12 protein-coding genes and 1 pseudogene are annotated in these 15,297 nt (G+C 66.6%); 7 read left to right on the top strand and 6 right to left on the bottom strand.

The genetic code is table 11. The annotated features are described in order from the left end of the window. Positions 1-45 precede the first annotated feature (45 nt). Genes LQD00_RS14300 through LQD00_RS14285 form a run of 4 tightly spaced genes read right to left on the bottom strand, consistent with a single transcriptional unit; the run spans position 46 to position 4,994 of the window. On the bottom strand, positions 46-993 hold the full coding sequence (locus LQD00_RS14300) for an alpha/beta hydrolase (protein ID WP_232717850.1): 948 nt from the start codon (positions 991-993) through the stop codon (positions 46-48). A 55-nt stretch (positions 994-1,048) separates the two neighbouring features. Further along, entirely contained in the window at positions 1,049-2,671 is a 1,623-nt protein-coding gene (locus LQD00_RS14295) for a 4-hydroxyphenylacetate 3-hydroxylase family protein (RefSeq protein ID WP_232717849.1), read from the bottom strand. Further along, a complete protein-coding gene (locus tag LQD00_RS14290; protein ID WP_232717848.1) occupies positions 2,668-3,297 on the bottom strand; it encodes a flavin reductase family protein in 630 nt (209 codons plus the stop codon). The genes LQD00_RS14295 and LQD00_RS14290 overlap by 4 nt, the downstream gene beginning before the upstream one ends. A 44-nt stretch (positions 3,298-3,341) precedes the next feature. Continuing rightward, positions 3,342-4,994, bottom strand: coding sequence for a flavin-containing monooxygenase (locus LQD00_RS14285; protein WP_232717847.1), 1,653 nt, complete (start codon positions 4,992-4,994; stop codon positions 3,342-3,344). Positions 4,995-5,207: 213 nt separating this feature from the next. Here LQD00_RS14285 and LQD00_RS14280 point away from each other — a divergent pair, with 213 nt between their 5' ends. Both LQD00_RS14280 and LQD00_RS14275 read left to right on the top strand, forming a co-directional pair. Next, complete coding sequence (locus LQD00_RS14280) at positions 5,208-7,469, top strand: ATP-binding protein (RefSeq protein WP_232717906.1); 2,262 nt, start codon at positions 5,208-5,210, stop codon at positions 7,467-7,469. Between the two features lie 56 nt (positions 7,470-7,525). Beyond that, positions 7,526-8,816, top strand: a pseudogene (locus LQD00_RS14275) (lipase family protein). A gap of 13 nt (positions 8,817-8,829) precedes the next feature. On the opposite strand, the gene LQD00_RS14270 reads toward LQD00_RS14275, so the two are convergent. Both LQD00_RS14270 and LQD00_RS14265 read right to left on the bottom strand, forming a co-directional pair. Further along, complete coding sequence (locus LQD00_RS14270) at positions 8,830-9,693, bottom strand: SDR family oxidoreductase (RefSeq protein ID WP_232717846.1); 864 nt, start codon at positions 9,691-9,693, stop codon at positions 8,830-8,832. Positions 9,694-9,855: 162 nt separating this feature from the next. Next, positions 9,856-10,104: a hypothetical protein gene (locus tag LQD00_RS14265; protein ID WP_006868980.1), complete on the bottom strand. Its 249-nt coding sequence runs from the start codon at positions 10,102-10,104 to the stop codon at positions 9,856-9,858. A 237-nt stretch (positions 10,105-10,341) separates the two neighbouring features. Between LQD00_RS14265 and LQD00_RS14260 the strand changes: the two genes are divergently transcribed. From LQD00_RS14260 to LQD00_RS14240, 5 genes are all read left to right on the top strand, one after another. Continuing rightward, positions 10,342-10,989: a PAS and ANTAR domain-containing protein gene (locus LQD00_RS14260; RefSeq protein WP_232717845.1), complete on the top strand. Its 648-nt coding sequence runs from the start codon at positions 10,342-10,344 to the stop codon at positions 10,987-10,989. Positions 10,990-11,193: 204 nt separating this feature from the next. Next, positions 11,194-12,312, top strand: coding sequence for a glycosyltransferase family protein (locus LQD00_RS14255; protein WP_232717905.1), 1,119 nt, complete (start codon positions 11,194-11,196; stop codon positions 12,310-12,312). Continuing rightward, a complete protein-coding gene (locus LQD00_RS14250) occupies positions 12,305-13,414 on the top strand; it encodes a glycosyltransferase (protein ID WP_232717844.1) in 1,110 nt (369 codons plus the stop codon). Before LQD00_RS14255 ends, LQD00_RS14250 begins: the two co-directional genes overlap by 8 nt. Continuing rightward, positions 13,411-14,388 carry a hypothetical protein gene (locus tag LQD00_RS14245; RefSeq protein ID WP_232717843.1) on the top strand — a complete coding sequence of 326 codons (978 nt, stop codon included), beginning with the start codon at positions 13,411-13,413 and terminating at the stop codon, positions 14,386-14,388. Before LQD00_RS14250 ends, LQD00_RS14245 begins: the two co-directional genes overlap by 4 nt. Then, complete coding sequence (locus LQD00_RS14240) at positions 14,385-15,290, top strand: glycosyltransferase family 2 protein (RefSeq protein WP_232717842.1); 906 nt, start codon at positions 14,385-14,387, stop codon at positions 15,288-15,290. Before LQD00_RS14245 ends, LQD00_RS14240 begins: the two co-directional genes overlap by 4 nt. The last annotated feature ends 7 nt before the right edge of the window (positions 15,291-15,297 follow it).

The raw sequence follows: 15,297 nt of genomic DNA, 5'->3' as shown, positions 1-15,297 counted from the left end.
GCGAGCCCCCGGGAACCTGTGGTGTCCCGGGGGCCTCCGCTCTCCCTACTTCGCGACTGCTGCGGCGGCGGAGATCCGAGCGACGAAGTCCGCGACCTCCTGGCGCAACTCGTTGCACCGCGGCACGGCACCCGACATCCAGAACACTCCGTGGACCAGGCCCTGGTACCTCTTGGCGACCGCCTCGACACCGGCGTCGGCGAGGCGCCGCGCATAGTCCTCACCCTCGTCGCGGAGCACCTCGTTCTCGGTGGTGAGGACGAGCGCCGGCGGCAGTCCGCTCAGATCGCCCCGAAGAGTCGGGGCGGCAACCGGATTGACCCGTGAGGCCGCGTCCGGCAGGTAGTTCTCCCAGAAGAAGTCCATGTCGGCCGCGGAGATGACATAGCCTTCACCGAACTGTTCACGCGACGGGAACGCGGTGTCGGGGCCGAGCGCGGGGTAGATCAGCACCTGACCGCGGACGCTCGGGGCCCCGGCGTCGTGTGCACGCTGGGCGACACCCGCGGCGAGACCACCGCCGGCGCTGTCCCCCATGACCACCAACCGGGCGGGGTCGCCGCCGAACGCACCGATGTTGTCGGCCACCCAGTTCAGCGCCGCCCATGCGTCGTCCGTCGCAGCCGGGAATCGGTGTTCGGGAGCGAGGCGGTATTGCGCGGCGACGACGATGGCACCGGCCGCGTTCGCGATCGCGCGTGACGGCTCGTCGATCACCTCGATGCTTCCCGCGACGAAGCCACCTCCGTGGAAGTACAGGATGACCGGAAGGGGTCCCGACGACTCGGGTGTGTAGATCCGTAGTTCGAGCTCATGACCGTCGCTGACATAGTGGGCGCTGTCCACCTTCGCAACCGGTTCGGCCGGCAGTTGCAGCCCGACGAACGTGTCGATGATGCTGCGGACCTGCTCCACCGAGACCCGGTGGAAGGCCGGTACGCCCTGTTCGGCGAGGCCTGACATCAGTTGGGCGACATGCGGATCGAGTGTCATGGTGTACTCCTTGGGGTTGTGGTGTTCGTGATTCGGAAGCGGCCGGGGCAGTTCGTCACCGGTTGCCGAAGTAGCTGACGTCGTCGTTGCCGATGAGGTCCGGCACGGTCCAGCCGTCGAGGTCGTACTCGGACAGGCACTGCTCCGCGAGCCCCTTCATCTGGTCGACGCCGCCACGGTTCTGCGCGGCGAAGAGCAACTCGGCCTTGACGTTCTCGTGGTTCCCCGAGTAGTTGCGCTCGTACAGCTCGTGCCGGCCGCCGAACTCGCTGCCGATCGAATCCCACAGCGCCTTCATCACCTTCACGCGATCGACTGCGGTGATGCCGTTGGACCCGCGGACGTACTTGTCCAGGTACGGACGCACGACGGGGCTCTTGAAGTCCCGTGAACTCGACGGCAGGTAGATCAGACCGGACGCGACGTCCTGCTCGATGATCTCCTTGATCCGCGGATATCCCTGAATCATGAACATGCGGTAGGTCAGGCCGTACTCGAGCTTCGGGATGACGGTGTCGCCGATCCACGGTTCGGGATTGTGCGCCATCGCATCGGTCAACGACCAGAACAGGTTTCGCCAACCGATGACCTCCCCGACACGGGTCTGCACACCGCGGAACCCGCCGGACCCCGTGGCGTCGAGGGCCTTCATCAGCAGGCCGGCGATGAAGTCGAGCTTGACCGCGAGACGGGTACAACCCTGGAAGGTGAAGCGCGGCAGGAAGCCCGACTGCGGGAAGAAGGCGTTGATCTTCTCGACATCGCCGTACATGAAGACGTTCTCCCACGGCACGAGCACCTTGTCGAAGACGAAGATCGTGTCGTTCTCGTCCATCCGGCTCGACAACGGGTAGTCGAACGGGGTGCCCATCACCGCGGCGTTCTCGGTGAACGACGACCGGCAGATCAGTTTGACCCCAGGCGCATCCATGGGGACGGTGCAGATCAGCGCGAACTGCTTCTTCTTGATCGGCAGACCGTAATGCGCGATGAAGTTGTAATTGGTGATCGCCGAACCGGTCGCGACGACCTTGGCGCCGGAAACGATGAGGCCGGCATCGGTCTCCTTCTCCACCTTCATGAACACGTCACCGACCTCGTCCGGCGGCAACTGGCGATCGACCGGCGGGTTGATGATCGCGTGGTTCCAGTAGAGGACCTTCTCCTGCGACTCGCGGTACCAGCGTTCGGCGTTGTCCTGGAACGGGGCATACAGCTCGGAGTTCGCGTGCAACGTGCCGAGGAAGCTGGCCTTGTAGTCGGGGCTGCGGCCCATCCAGCCATAGGTCATGCGTGCCCACTCCGCGATCGCGTCGCGCTCGGCGAGAAGATCGGCCGAACTCTTGGATGCCTTGAAGAACGGCATGGTCACGCCGCCGTTGCCGGTGTCGGTCGGAACGGTGACCTTGTCCCGCGTCGCGGGATCGTGCATCGAGTCGTACAGCCGAGCGGTCATCCGGATCGGGTTGCGGAAGGCCGGGTGGGTGGTGATGTCTTCGACGCGTTCACCATGCAGATAGATCTCGCGGCCGTCCCTGATCGACTCGATGTACTCGTCACCTGTCATCGGGCGGGTGGCGAAGGTCTGCCTCGCCTTCTCGGCCGCGTCGGGGACCGGGTTCTCGGTCAGGACCGGCGTCTCGGCCGGATCGGTACTGCGGATCTCGGTGGTGGTCATGCGTTTGCCTCCTGGCGAGCTGGAACGTGAGCGGGAAGTGATTTCGAGCTGACGGGCTGGTCGACGACATGCGCCGGCACGAATGAGGCGTCCTCGCCGAACCAGCCCATGAGCGGGTCGTCGGAACATCCGGCCCATGCGTGCTGGGGATCTGCTGGTGTCAACCGGTGGAAGCCGCGGGCGAAGTACAGCAGCGGCTCTGCGTCGTGCAGTCTTGTCTCGACGATCTCGCCGATGAAGATGAGATGATCCCCGGCGTCGTAGGTCCGCCACGGCCTGCAGATCACCGTGGCGAGTGCGTCATCGAGATAGGGCGCCTCATCGCCGTCGACGAGCACCGGCGCGGGCAGCGTCGGACGTCCGGCGAAATGCATGGCGACCGAGGTTTGTTCGGCGGCGAGGAAATTGACCGCGAACGGTCGGCCGTCGAGGTACTGGCAGGCCTTCGACTTCTTGGTCAGCGTGACCTGGCACAGATACGGGTCGTGCGACACCGCGGTGAACGCCGTCACGGTGGCGCCGTGCGGGCGGCCCTCGGCATTGGTACAGGTCACCACGGTGACACCACTGGCGTATCTGCCGAAGACGTCGACCAGCTTCTTCTGGGTCGCGGTTGGGGTCGACATCGCTTGTCTCCCTTCAGGGTCGTTGCGCGAGAACCGGTTCGGCGTCAAGAAGCGATCGCCGTCAGCGGAACCTCGGCGCGCCTGATGTCGAACCCGGTGTAGCCGGCGGACACCACCTCGGCGACGGTGTCGCGGTAGGCGGGCGCACCGCCGAGATAGACCATGCAGGCGCGCGGCTTTCCCGGGATGTTCGAGCCCATGTACCAGGAGTTGGTCTGCGGCAACAGGGTCTGGTCGGCGATCTCGTTGGTGATCTGCCCCCACTCGGATTCCGCACGTTCGGTCGCCTCGATGACGTCGCGGCCGTGGTCGCGGACGAAGGTGATGGCGTCCGCTGCGAACTCGACGTGGTCCTCGATGGCCAGCGGCATGTTGTAGAGCACCGAGGGCGACTGCGGTCCGGTGATGAGGAACAGGTTGGGGAATCCGTGAACCGTCGCGCCCAGGTAGGTGCGGGGCCCGTGCGCCCATTTGTCGGACAGGCGGAGTCCGTCCCGCCCGCGGATGTCCATCGCCATGAGCGGACCGGTCATCGCGTCGAAGCCGGTGGCCAGCACGATGGTGTCGACCTCGTGGACGGTGTCGCCGACGCGCACGCCGGTACTCGTGATCTCTTCGATCGGGGTGTTCCGGACGTCGACGATCTTCACCGAGTCACGGTTGTAGGCCTCGTAGTAGTTCGTCTCCAGCGGTGGCCGCTTGGTCCCGAATGCGTACCCGGTGGGCACGAGCGCCTCGGCCTTCGCCGGGTCGGTGACGCGCTGCCGAATCCGGTCCCGGATGTACTCGGCGATCGTGTCGTTGGCTTCCTTGTCGAAGAGGATGTCCTGGAACGAGTCGATGAACAGGCGGAAGCCGCCGGCATTCCAGCGCTCGTCGAACACGCGGCGTCGTTCTTCGGCACTGACCGCCAGCGCCGACGGTTGCACGTCGGTGAACGGCACGCCGAGGAAGTGGTTACGTGCGGCTTCGCGCACGGCGTCGTACTCCGCCTTGATCCGATCGACCTCGTCGTGGTCGATCGGGCCGTTCGCCAACGGTGTCGCATAGTTCGGCGTCCGCTGGAACACGGTGAGTTCGGCGGCCTGCTCGGCGATGAAGGGGATCGCCTGGATTGCGCTGGCACCTGTGCCGATGACGGCGACCTTGCGCCCGGTGAAGTCCACCGGTTCGTGCGGCCAGTTCCCGGTCAGCAAGACCTCCCCCGAGAAGTTCTCGATGCCACCGAATTCCGGTGTCTTGGGAACGGACAGGTTGCCCGCGCTGGCGATGAAGAACCGACTGCGGATCGTTTCGCCGCTGTCCGTGGTGACAGTCCAGAGCGAGTCGACGTCATCCCAGTGGACGCCGATGATGCGGGTGTTGAAGGTGATGCTGCGGCGGAGATCGAACCGGTCGGCGACGTGCTGCAGGTACTCGAGGATCTCCGGCTGACCGGCGAACTTCTCGGTCCACTGCCACTCCTGTTGCAGCTCATCGTCGAACGAGTACGAGTAGTGCACGCTCTCGATGTCGCAACGGGCCCCGGGATAGCGGTTCCAGAACCAGGTGCCGCCGACGTCGGAACCTGCCTCGAAGACGCGGATCGACATGTTCATCTGGTCACGGAACTTGTGTGTCGCGTACAGGCCGGCGAATCCGGCTCCCACGGCAACGACATCGACGACGTCGGGGTGATTCGGGATGCTGGTGGTCATGTGCCTCTCCTGGTGATCGGGCGTTCGTCCGTGGCCGGACGATTGGCTGGGTCAACCATGGCGTGGGTCACACTGGGAGGCACGGGGTGAATTACCCCCTCCGTTACCCGTGTTGCGGGTCACAGCACAGGTATGGAGTGGCGCCCATTACATTCACCTGGTGTGACGACACTGGAGGACACCCTGAACCGGTCGAGGATTCACAAGCACTCGATGACCAGCTTCGTCGGCCGGCGTCGAGAGATCGACGAGGCGCGTTCACGACTGCAACAGTCGAGGCTCGTCACCATCGTCGGTCCAGGTGGGGTCGGTAAGACGCGGCTCGCCGAGGAGGTGTCGGGGCGGTCGGCGCGAGCGTTCCGCGACCGTGCGTGCTGGATCGACCTCGCCGCGGTCCGCGAGCCGGACGCGCTGCCGTCGGCGGCCGCCGCGGGGTTGGGCGTGACCGACCAGTCCAATCGACCGGTGATGGACAAGATCGTCGACCACCTGCGCACTCGCAACATGATGATCGTCGTCGACAACTGTGAGCACGTGCTCGACGCGGCCGCGTCGTTCGTCGCCACCGTGCTCGACGACGGCCCCGAGATCCGGATTCTCGCCACCAGTCGCGAGCGGCTCGGCGTCGGCGGCGAGGCCATCTTCGAGCTGCCACCGCTGAGCGTGCCACCCTCCGCCGCTGGCGTGCGGACCTCCGACCTCGGTGTCTATGAATCGGTCACGCTGCTCGTCGAACGAGCACGATCAGCTGTTCCCGATTTCACCCTCGACGACAAGAACGCGGAGTCGATCGCACAGCTGTGCATCGCGCTCGACGGCATCCCACTCGCCGTCGAGCTGGCCGCGGTCCGGCTGCGGTCGCTGTCCCCGGTGCAGCTCGTACAGCGCCTCGACGACAGGTTCGCCCTGCTGACGGGCGGGAACCGGACCGACCTACCGCGGCAGCAGACACTGCGCGCGATGATCGACTGGAGTTATGACCTGTGCTCGGACAGCGAACGCCGACTGTGGTCTCGTCTGTCGGTCTTCCCTGGTGGCTTCGACCTCGAGGCCGCCGAGACGGTCTGTCGAAACGACGGTGACGACCCCGACGAGGTGATCAACGTCCTCGACCAGCTGATCGCCAAGTCGCTGGTCAGCGTGGACCGGTCGGGTGCGGTGCTGCGGTACTCCCAATTGATGACGGTCCGTGAGTACGGTCAGGAGCTACTCGACCGGGCCGGGGACCGCGACGACATCTATCGCCGACACCGTGACCACTACCTGGAACGCGCCGAACGATATGCCCGTGACTGGTTCGGACCCCGACAGTCGGATCAGCTGGCGCAGTTGCGCGTCGACCATCCCAACCTGATCGCAGCGATCGACTGGTCGCTGCGGGAACGTGACCTCGCAGAGGCCGCCCGACTCGCCGTCGCCCTGCGATATCACTGGATCGCCGGGGGCAACCTCGCCGACGGACGCATACGTCTCGAGCGCCTGCTCGACCGTCTACCGGAGGCGCGTACCGAACGCGCGCACGTCCTCTGGGTGACCGCTTGGACTGCACTCATCCAGGGCGACCGCGACGGCGCCGAACAGCATCTGGCCGAGTGCGCGGTCATCGCGGAGGAACAGGGCGACATCGCGCTGATGGCCTATCACGACCAGTGGGCGGGCCTGCATCATTTGTTCACCGGGCGGACGACCGACGCGATCCGGTCATACCGTCGGGCGATTCCCGTGCACCGCAAGCTGGATCCCGCGGCCGCGTTGACCGCGGAGTTCCAACTCGCGATGGCCCAGGTGTACGAGGGCGCACTCGACGACGCGCTGGCGACCTCGGCGAATGTCATCGCGGTCGCCGACGACTACGACGAACGCTGGAACAAGGCCTACGCGCTGTGGGTCGCCGGTCTCGCCCACTTCCACCGGGCCGACATCGCCGCGGCCGGCGAATCTGCCACCCGAGCCCTACGCATCCAGCGCGACTTCAAGGACAAGATCTGTACGGCGCTGTCGATCGAACTCCTGGCATGGGCGGCCGAGGCGGAGGGCCGGTGCGAGAAATCGGCGCGCCTGTTCGGTGCCGCTCGCGCCGTGTGGAATCGATTGGGTACCTCGGTGACCGCATTCGGTCCTGGCGTCGCCGCGGATTCGATCGCCGCCCAACAGCGTCTCGCGTCGGCCATGCGCCCCGCGGTCTTTCGTGACCTGATCACGCCGCCGGCGCAGATGACGATCTCCGGCGCTGTCGAACTCGCACTCGAGACGCCGGCTGCCGAGCCCGCGGCCGCGGAACGGGAGACCAACCCACTCACCAAGCGCGAGAACGAGATCGCTGAACTCGTCGCCGAGGGGATGAGCAATCGAGCCATCGCCGACAAACTCGTCGTGTCCCGGCGCACAGTGGACGGGCATGTGGAACGAATCCTCAGCAAGCTCGGCGTGGGGTCGCGAACCCAGGTGGTCGCCTGGTTACAGGCCAACAGATGACCCGGCGGCGGGTCCAGAAGTCCGACGCCGATCGCCCATCGGTGTTTGAATGAGCCATGGCGTTCGGGGTGCGCATTAGCTTCCTGCGTGTGGCTGGTTTCGCCGGGTTGATCGTCGGCATGATGCTGGGGGCCCTGGGAGCTCCGCCGCCCGTGTACGCCGCGCCCGGCCCGGGTGCACCCCTCCCCTCGGCCGACCCGTTCTACCGGTACGACGCGTCGCTGCGGGACACCGTGCCCGGCACCGTGCTCCGGACGCGGCCGATGACGTTCCGGACACCACGCCTGTCCACTCCGATCACCGGAAACCCAGGTCCTGTACCGAACGACCGACCAGTTCGGTGCCGGTCGGGCGACGGTCGCCACGGTGTTGCGCCCACTCGTCCCGGGACCGACTCGGCTGATCTCGTACCACATGGCCTACGACGCCCTCGGCTCCCAGTGCGACCCGTCCTACACGCTCGCCGGGGGTTATGCCAACGGCACCGCCACCACCGAACAGGGCGTCATCGCAGGCTATCTCGCGGCGGGCTACACCGTGGTGGTGCCGGACTACGAGGGCGAGGACCTACAGTGGACCATCGGCCGGCAATCGGGATATGCGGCGCTCGACGGAATCCGGGCCGCCGAGGCATTCCTGCGACTCCCACGGTCCACACCGGTCGGCCTGGTCGGCTACTCCGGCGGCTCCATTCCGACGCAGTGGGGAGCCGAGGTCGCGCCGCGCTATGCCCCGGAACTCAATATCATCGGAGCCGCTGCCGGCGGCCTCCCCGTCGACCTCGCCCACAACCTGCCCTACATCGACGGCAGCGCGAAATGGGCGGGTGTGATCCCCGCGCTGATCGTCGCCTATCAGCGCGCCTACCGACTCGACACCTCCGCCTTCCTCTCCGAGCGCGGGACGCAGGTGACGAAAGCCGTCAGCTCCGAGTGCATCTCGCAATTCGCGTCGAAGTACCCGGGGCTCACGAGCGCGGCCATGGTGGCCCCGCCCTACACCGGACTGCTCGACGTCCCCGCGGTGGTGCGTGCCATCAACGACAACATCATGGGCAGCCAGGGGACGCCGCGTACCAAGATGTTCCTCGCGGTCGGCCACTACAACGCGATCGGCGACACCCTGATGATCACCGGGGACGTCATCGGCCTCGCGCACGAATACTGCTCACGCGGAGTCGATGTCACCTACCAGCAGCTCAACGGGTTGACCCACCAGGAAGCGTTTCTCCCGTTCGAACCGCTCGCCGCCGAATACCTCACCGAACGCTTCACCGGAATCCCCACGCGCAGCAACTGCGCGTCGCTGCCGCGCGGGAACAGCCTGGCACCGCTGCCGATCCCCTGACGATGAATCCCCCTCAGCCGGGGAGCGTTTCGCCGCCGATCGGAGCCAGCACCTCACCGGTGTAGTACGACGAAAGTTGTTCGGCCGCGAAGAACACGTACGACGGCGCGATCTCGTCGGGCTGGGCGGCGCGGCCCATCGGCGCCTGCGTGCCGAAGTCCTTCACGGCCTCGGCCGGCATCGTCGCCGGGATCAGCGGGGTCCACACCGGCCCGGGTGCGACACAGTTGACGCGAATCTTCCTCTCCATCAACGACTGCGCAAGGGAGTACGTCAGCGCCAGGACCGCCCCCTTGGTCGCCGAGTAGTCGATGAGGCTGTCGTTGCCGCGCAGTCCGTTGATCGACGAGGTGTTGATGATGGCGCCACCACCGGTCAGATGAGGCACGGCAGCACGGGTGGTGTGGAAGAAGCTGTGGATGTTCACGTCGAAGGTCCGATACCACTGCGCGGGGTCGACCTCGAGGAAGTCGTCGACGACCTGCTGGTAGGCGACGTTGTTCACCAGGATGTTCAATCCACCGAGTTCGGCGACGGTGCGCTCGACGACCTCTGCGCAATGGGTCGGGTCTCCCAGGTCTCCGCGGTACGCGCGCGCCTTGCGCCCTTCGGCCTCGATGAGTTCGACAGTGTGCCGAGCGTCCTCATCCTCTTCGAGGTAGGCGATCGCGACATCGGCCCCCTCCTTGGCGAACGCGATCGCGGTCGCCCGGCCGATGCCCGAGTCGCCACCGGTGACCAGCGCCGTCTTACCCGCGAGCAGATCGCGGCCGCGGTACTCGGTCATCTCGTCGCGCGGGCGGTCGGGCATGTCACCGGTCTCGCCCGGGTAGGGGATGGTTTTCGCTTCGTGTGGGAAGTTCTCCTGATCGCTCATGGCCGCCGGTTGCCCGCTGCGGTGGAATCGAAAACCTGCCTCCACGCGCCGCCCTCGTACGCGACCGTCCCCGGATGCGAAGATCGCCACCTCCCGGGAGCCGCGCCGTGTGGGACCGGCGCGTCTGTCAGGGAGGTGGCGACTCCAGCTGTCGCTGATGGATCAGGGGTTCTCGTCGGGGATCTCCTGGTCGAGCTTCTCGTCGAGCGATTCGCCCTCTCGCTGCTCACGGGCCGTGGTTCCGGTGCGGTCGCTGGCCGACCAGTCCTCCGGCGGATCCATCCCGTCCTCGAGCGGATCGCGCGCCAGGTGGTCCTCGTCGAGGTCCTCCGCACCGACCGTCGAGGTCAGATCGGGATTGACGCCTTCAGTCGCCGCCGCGGCGTCGGAGCTGTCACTGCTGGTGCTCATCAAGACCTCCTCGCGTCTCAACGGCGGCCGGCTCCCGGCCACCGTGGGTATCTGCCTACCCGGCGCTCAGATCAGCGAAACCAGGCCTCTGAACTGCAGTTTTTCTCAAGGAGACGGGCACGACGCAGCACAGTGCGGGTCGCTTCTCGCAACCAGCGGATCCCAGGTAAGCTCAAACATCGCCCGAGACCGCCGGCGTGCAGTTCTGCGTGCCTTTTTCCAGCTCTAGGGGTAACCGTGCCAAAGATAGACAACATTCCTGCCGACGATTCCCGCATCCGGCATGTCGGCAGCTTCCGGTTCCTCTTCGACACCGAGGAATGGTGGTGGTCGGACGAGGTGGCCGAGATGCACGGCTACCAGCCGGGCGAGATCACCCCGACCACCGAACTACTGGCCGGGCACAAGCATCCCGACGATCGCCATGCGTTCGACGAGATGGTCGCGACGATGCTGAGCCGACGCACGCCGTTCTCCAGCCGACACCGCATCATCGACCTCTCCGGCACCGTTCATCACGTCGCGGTGGTCTCCCAGCAGATCATCGACGACGACGGCCAGCCGATCGGTGCCGAGGGCTTCTACCTCGACCTGACCGGTTACGACGAGGAGACGGTCAAGTTCCAGGTCGACGAGCACGTCGCGCGGTTCCGCGAGAACCAGGGCGTGATCGAGCAGGCAAAGGGTATGATCTCGATGGCCTACGGAGTCAGTCCCGAACGCGCCTTCGAGGTGATGCGTTGGCGGTCCCAGACGGCGAACGTCAAGGTCAACGAGCTGGCCAAGAACATCGTGTCCGGCGTGCACAAGTACGTCGTGCTGCCTGATCCCGTGCGCCAGTCCTTCGACCACCTGCTCCTGAACGCTCACCAGAACGAGAACTGAGGTCCACCACGACACGGGTCGTCGTGGTTTCACGATCCTCCACCCGGGGTATCTGCATACGAAATGCCGACTGTCGGCAGTTCTGCGGCGTCTACGCCGCATCTTGCGGGCCCGGTTGAGCGCACAGCCGGTCATCTCCTGAAGTGATCGGATGGAACAGTGAACGGACTAGGCGGGGAACTCGGCGGTGCAGCAACCCTCGAGATGGTGGACAGCTCACGGACGACGCGGACGAATCCCGCGCACATCCGAGTGGCTTCCGTCCCTGAATCGCACGTCTACGTGCGTCACCTCTCACCGGTGAACGGATCGGTCAGCGTTCTGGACACAGGTTCCGTCTCGGTGACCCGGCTCCCCGATCCGGTGCCTGCGGACGGCGCCAAGGTCCCCGGTGGCTGGTGGCCGCCGCTGATGCTCGACCCGCGGTGGATTGCCGAGCACCACAACGAATTCGACGTGTTCCACCTCCACTTCGGCTTCGACGCGGTGACGCCGGCGGTGATGGCCGACGTCCTCACCGAGCTCGACCGGCACAACAAACCGCTGGTCTACACGCTGCACGACCTCCGCAACCCGCACCATCCGGAGCCCGGCGCCCACGAAGAGGTCCTCGACCTCCTCGTCCCCGCGGCCGCCGAGGTCGTCACCCTGACACCGGGTGCAGCAGAACAGATCTCGCAGCGCTGGGCCCGGTCCGCCACCGTGCTCCCGCACCCGCATGTCGTGCCGCCGGCGCGGTTCGCACCGCGCGAAGCCTCGACCGACGAGTTCGTCGTCGGCGTACACGCCAAGAGCGTGCGTGCCAACATGGATCCGCTACCCGTCATCATGACACTGCTGGACGCGGCATCCGACTATCCGGACATGACGATCCAGATCAACCTGCACGATGAGGTCTTCGTCCCCGGAAACCACTACTACAACCCGGACTTCGGCACCACCGCTCTCGCGTTGTCTCGCCATCCGTACGCCCGCGTGCTGGTGCACGAGTACTACACCGACGACCAGCTGTGGAACTACCTCAGCAACCTCTCGGCCTCGGTTCTGCCCTACCGGTTCGGCACCCACTCCGGTTGGCTGGAGGCCTGCCACGACCTCGGCACCTCGGTGATCGCGCCGACCTGCGGGTTCTACCACCAGCAGCAGGAGTGCTTCAGCTATGACTTCACCGAAGACCACTTCGATCCGGAGTCACTGGTTGCCGCGCTCGCACAGGCATATTCGGCTCGACCGGCGCCGACGATGTGGCGGGACCGCCGTACGCAGCGGTCGACGATCGCCCAGGCCCACGCCGGGCTCTACACGCGGGTGCTGGATGCGTGAGTCACTGCGGATCGCCGTCATCGCGTCCAGTCGGTTCCCGATAGCCCAGCCGTTCGCCGGCGGTCTCGAGGCCCATGTCTGGCACCTGACCCGGGCGCTGACCATGGCCGGTCACGAGGTCACGTTGTTCGCCGGCGCCGGAAGCGATCTGCCGGTGGAATCGGATCGCTTGCGCGCCGAGCTCTTCGAGCCGTCGGCAGCCGCTCGTTCGGATGTGTCGATGCCGTCGATCGAGGCGCTGCAGGACCACCACGCCTACCTGTCGCTGATGCTCTCGTTCGCCCGGAACCCCGGCGACTTCGACGTGATCCACAACCACAGCCTGCATTACCTGCCGGTGGCGATGGGCCCGTCGGTGGAGACCCCGATGGTCACCACCCTGCACACCCCACCCACGCCGTGGCTCGAGTCGGCGCTGGCACTGGCACCGGAGACCAGGTGTGTCGCGGTCAGCCGGCACACCGCACAGGCCTGGTCGCACGTTCTCGGCTCGATACCGGTGGTGCACAACGGTGTCCAGCTGGATCGCTGGCCGATCGGCACCGGCGGAGACGACCTGGTCTGGTTCGGCCGGTTCGTCCCCGAGAAGGGTGCGCACCACGCGATCGAGGCCGCCCGCATCACCGGCCGCCGATTGCGGCTCGCCGGACCGATCAGCGACGAACGCTACTTCCGAGACCACGTCGCGCCTTTCCTCGGTGATCGTGTCCGCTACGAGGGCCATCTCCACCAAGGCGAACTCGCCCGATTGGTCGGTTCCTCCGGCGCCGCCCTCGTGACGCCGGTGTGGAACGAGCCGTACGGACTCGTCGTCGCCGAATCCATCGCCAGCGGAACGCCGGTGGCCGGATTCGCCCGCGGCGGAATCCCGGAGATCGTCGGCGACACCGCCGGCGTGCTCGTGCCGGGGGACGACGTCGACGCACTCGCCGAGGCCGCCGAGAAGGCGTTCACCCTCGACCGGCGCGAGGTTCGTCGACGCGCCGAGGAGCACTGCTCCGACATCGCGATGATCGACCGGTACACCGGCATCTACGCCGAGATGGTGGCCGACCGGGAACGTCTGACCGCTTCCTCGTCAGCTGAGGCCTGCCCGACATGATCGGCTACTACGTCCACCATCAGGGCCGCGGACACTGTTCCCGTTCCGCGGCGGTCGCCGCGCATCTGCAGACCGAGGTCGTGGCGCTGACCAGCGCCGAACTGACCGATCCCGCCTTCAGCGAGGTCATCACCCTCGACCGGGACGACGCCGATCCCGCACCCACCGACGTCGACGCGGGCGGACTGCTGCACTGGGCCCCTCGCCACGACGCGGGGCTGCGCAACCGGATGGCCCAGCTCGCGGAGTTCGTCGCGAACAGGCGGCCGGCCGCGATGGTCGTCGACGTGTCGGTCGAGGTCACCCTGTTCCTCCGGCTGCTGGGGGTACCGGTCGTGGTGATGGCGATGCCGGGTGTGCGCGACGACCTGCCCCACCAGCTCGCCTACCGCGCCGCCGACACGATCATCGCCCCCTGGCCCGGGGACCTGTACCGGCCGGCCTGGCTCGAAGAGCATCTACACAAGACGGTGTTCACCGGTGGCATCTCGCGGTTCGACGGCCGCCCTCAGGTCAGCCACCCCACGTTCGCCTCCGACATCCTGGTCCTCACCGGCGCGGGCGGCGATCGGGGGGCACCACATCCAGCGATCGGTCTGGCCGAAGCACTCCCCGATCTGAAGGTGGTCGGTCTCGGACCGGCCTTCGGTACGTGGGTCGACGACCCGTGGCCGTTCCTGTGCAGTGCCCGCCTAGCCGTGATCGGCGCAGGCCAGGGAAGTGTGGCGGACGCAGCCGCCGCCGGACGCCCCGCCGTCGTGATGCCGGAGGACCGCCCGTTCGCCGAGCAGCTTGCCACCGCGAACAACCTCGCGCGGGCCGAACTCGCTCTCGTCGCCTCGACCTGGCCCGACGCCGAGCGCTGGCGGGCCATCGTGGAGTCGGTCGATGATTCCGCGCCGACCTGGTCCCGGTGGCAGACCGCCGGAGCAGCAGAACGCGCGGCCCGCGTCGTCGCAGAAGTGGCCCGATGACGTCCATGCCGGCGGCCGACCACGGCAGCTCTGAAGGGGCCGGCGCGGAAACCGTCGCGGTGATCACCATCGTGTCCGGACGCCACCAGCATCTGCGACGTCAGCTCGAAGCTTTCGAGTACTCGACGGTGCATCCTGCCGTCCATGTCGTCGTCGCCATGGACGACCCCGACATCGACGCCGTCGTTTCCGATTCGGCGCCGACGGGTCACCCGATGCGGGTGGTCCACATCAGCGGCGAGCCCGGCACCCTGCCACTCGCCGAAGCGCGCAACACCGGTGCCCGCACCGCGATCGAGGCCGGCGCAACACTTCTGGTGTTCCTGGACGTCGATTGCATCCCCGGCCCGGACATGATCGCGCGGTATCTCCGATCGTGCGCCGCCACACCGGGATTGCGCCTTCTGTACTGCGGGCCCGTGACCTACCTTCGGCGCGACCAGCCCACCTATGATCCGCGTGAGCTCCATCGTTTCCTCGACCCCCATCCGGCACGGCCCGCCCCGGGTCCGTGCCAAACGCAGCTCTCCTCGGAGATGGTGCTGTTCTGGTCGCTGTCGTTTGCCATCCGATCAGGCGACTGGCGCGAAATCGGGGGATTCCACACCGATTACCACGGCTACGGCGGCGAGGACACCGATTTTGCGATGTGTGCAGCGCGCAACGGTTTTCGGATCGCCTGGGTCGGTGGCGCCGATGCGTATCACCAGTTTCACCCGGTTTCGAGTCCGCCCGTCGAGCATCTCGACGACATCCTCCGCAATGCGCGGACCTTTCACCGGCGATGGAACTCCTGGCCGATGGAAGGGTGGCTCAACGCGTTTGCGCAGATGGGTCTCATCGACTACGACGAGGCCGCCGGGGACTGGCGCCGGACAGCAGCAGACGTACTGCCCGGCTGACACTGCC

This window comes from Gordonia metallireducens (assembly GCF_021245825.1).
Taxonomy (GTDB): Bacteria; Actinomycetota; Actinomycetes; order Mycobacteriales; family Mycobacteriaceae; genus Gordonia; species Gordonia namibiensis.
Note: the sequence above shows the minus strand (reverse complement) of the source record. Positions and strands in the feature narration are given on the sequence as shown.

What these genes read in the sequence shown, in the direction of transcription:
- LQD00_RS14300 (WP_232717850.1), bottom strand. Translation starts at nt 993, where the DNA reads ATGACACTCGATCCGCATGTCGCCCAACTGATGTCAGGCCTCGCCGAA.
- LQD00_RS14295 (WP_232717849.1), bottom strand. Translation starts at nt 2,671, where the DNA reads ATGACCACCACCGAGATCCGCAGTACCGATCCGGCCGAGACGCCGGTC.
- LQD00_RS14290 (WP_232717848.1), bottom strand. Translation starts at nt 3,297, where the DNA reads ATGTCGACCCCAACCGCGACCCAGAAGAAGCTGGTCGACGTCTTCGGC.
- LQD00_RS14285 (WP_232717847.1), bottom strand. Translation starts at nt 4,994, where the DNA reads ATGACCACCAGCATCCCGAATCACCCCGACGTCGTCGATGTCGTTGCC.
- LQD00_RS14280 (WP_232717906.1), top strand. Translation starts at nt 5,208, where the DNA reads ATGACCAGCTTCGTCGGCCGGCGTCGAGAGATCGACGAGGCGCGTTCA.
- LQD00_RS14270 (WP_232717846.1), bottom strand. Translation starts at nt 9,693, where the DNA reads ATGAGCGATCAGGAGAACTTCCCACACGAAGCGAAAACCATCCCCTAC.
- LQD00_RS14265 (WP_006868980.1), bottom strand. Translation starts at nt 10,104, where the DNA reads ATGAGCACCAGCAGTGACAGCTCCGACGCCGCGGCGGCGACTGAAGGC.
- LQD00_RS14255 (WP_232717905.1), top strand. Translation starts at nt 11,194, where the DNA reads ATGGTGGACAGCTCACGGACGACGCGGACGAATCCCGCGCACATCCGA.
- LQD00_RS14250 (WP_232717844.1), top strand. Translation starts at nt 12,305, where the DNA reads ATGCGTGAGTCACTGCGGATCGCCGTCATCGCGTCCAGTCGGTTCCCG.
- LQD00_RS14245 (WP_232717843.1), top strand. Translation starts at nt 13,411, where the DNA reads ATGATCGGCTACTACGTCCACCATCAGGGCCGCGGACACTGTTCCCGT.
- LQD00_RS14240 (WP_232717842.1), top strand. Translation starts at nt 14,385, where the DNA reads ATGACGTCCATGCCGGCGGCCGACCACGGCAGCTCTGAAGGGGCCGGC.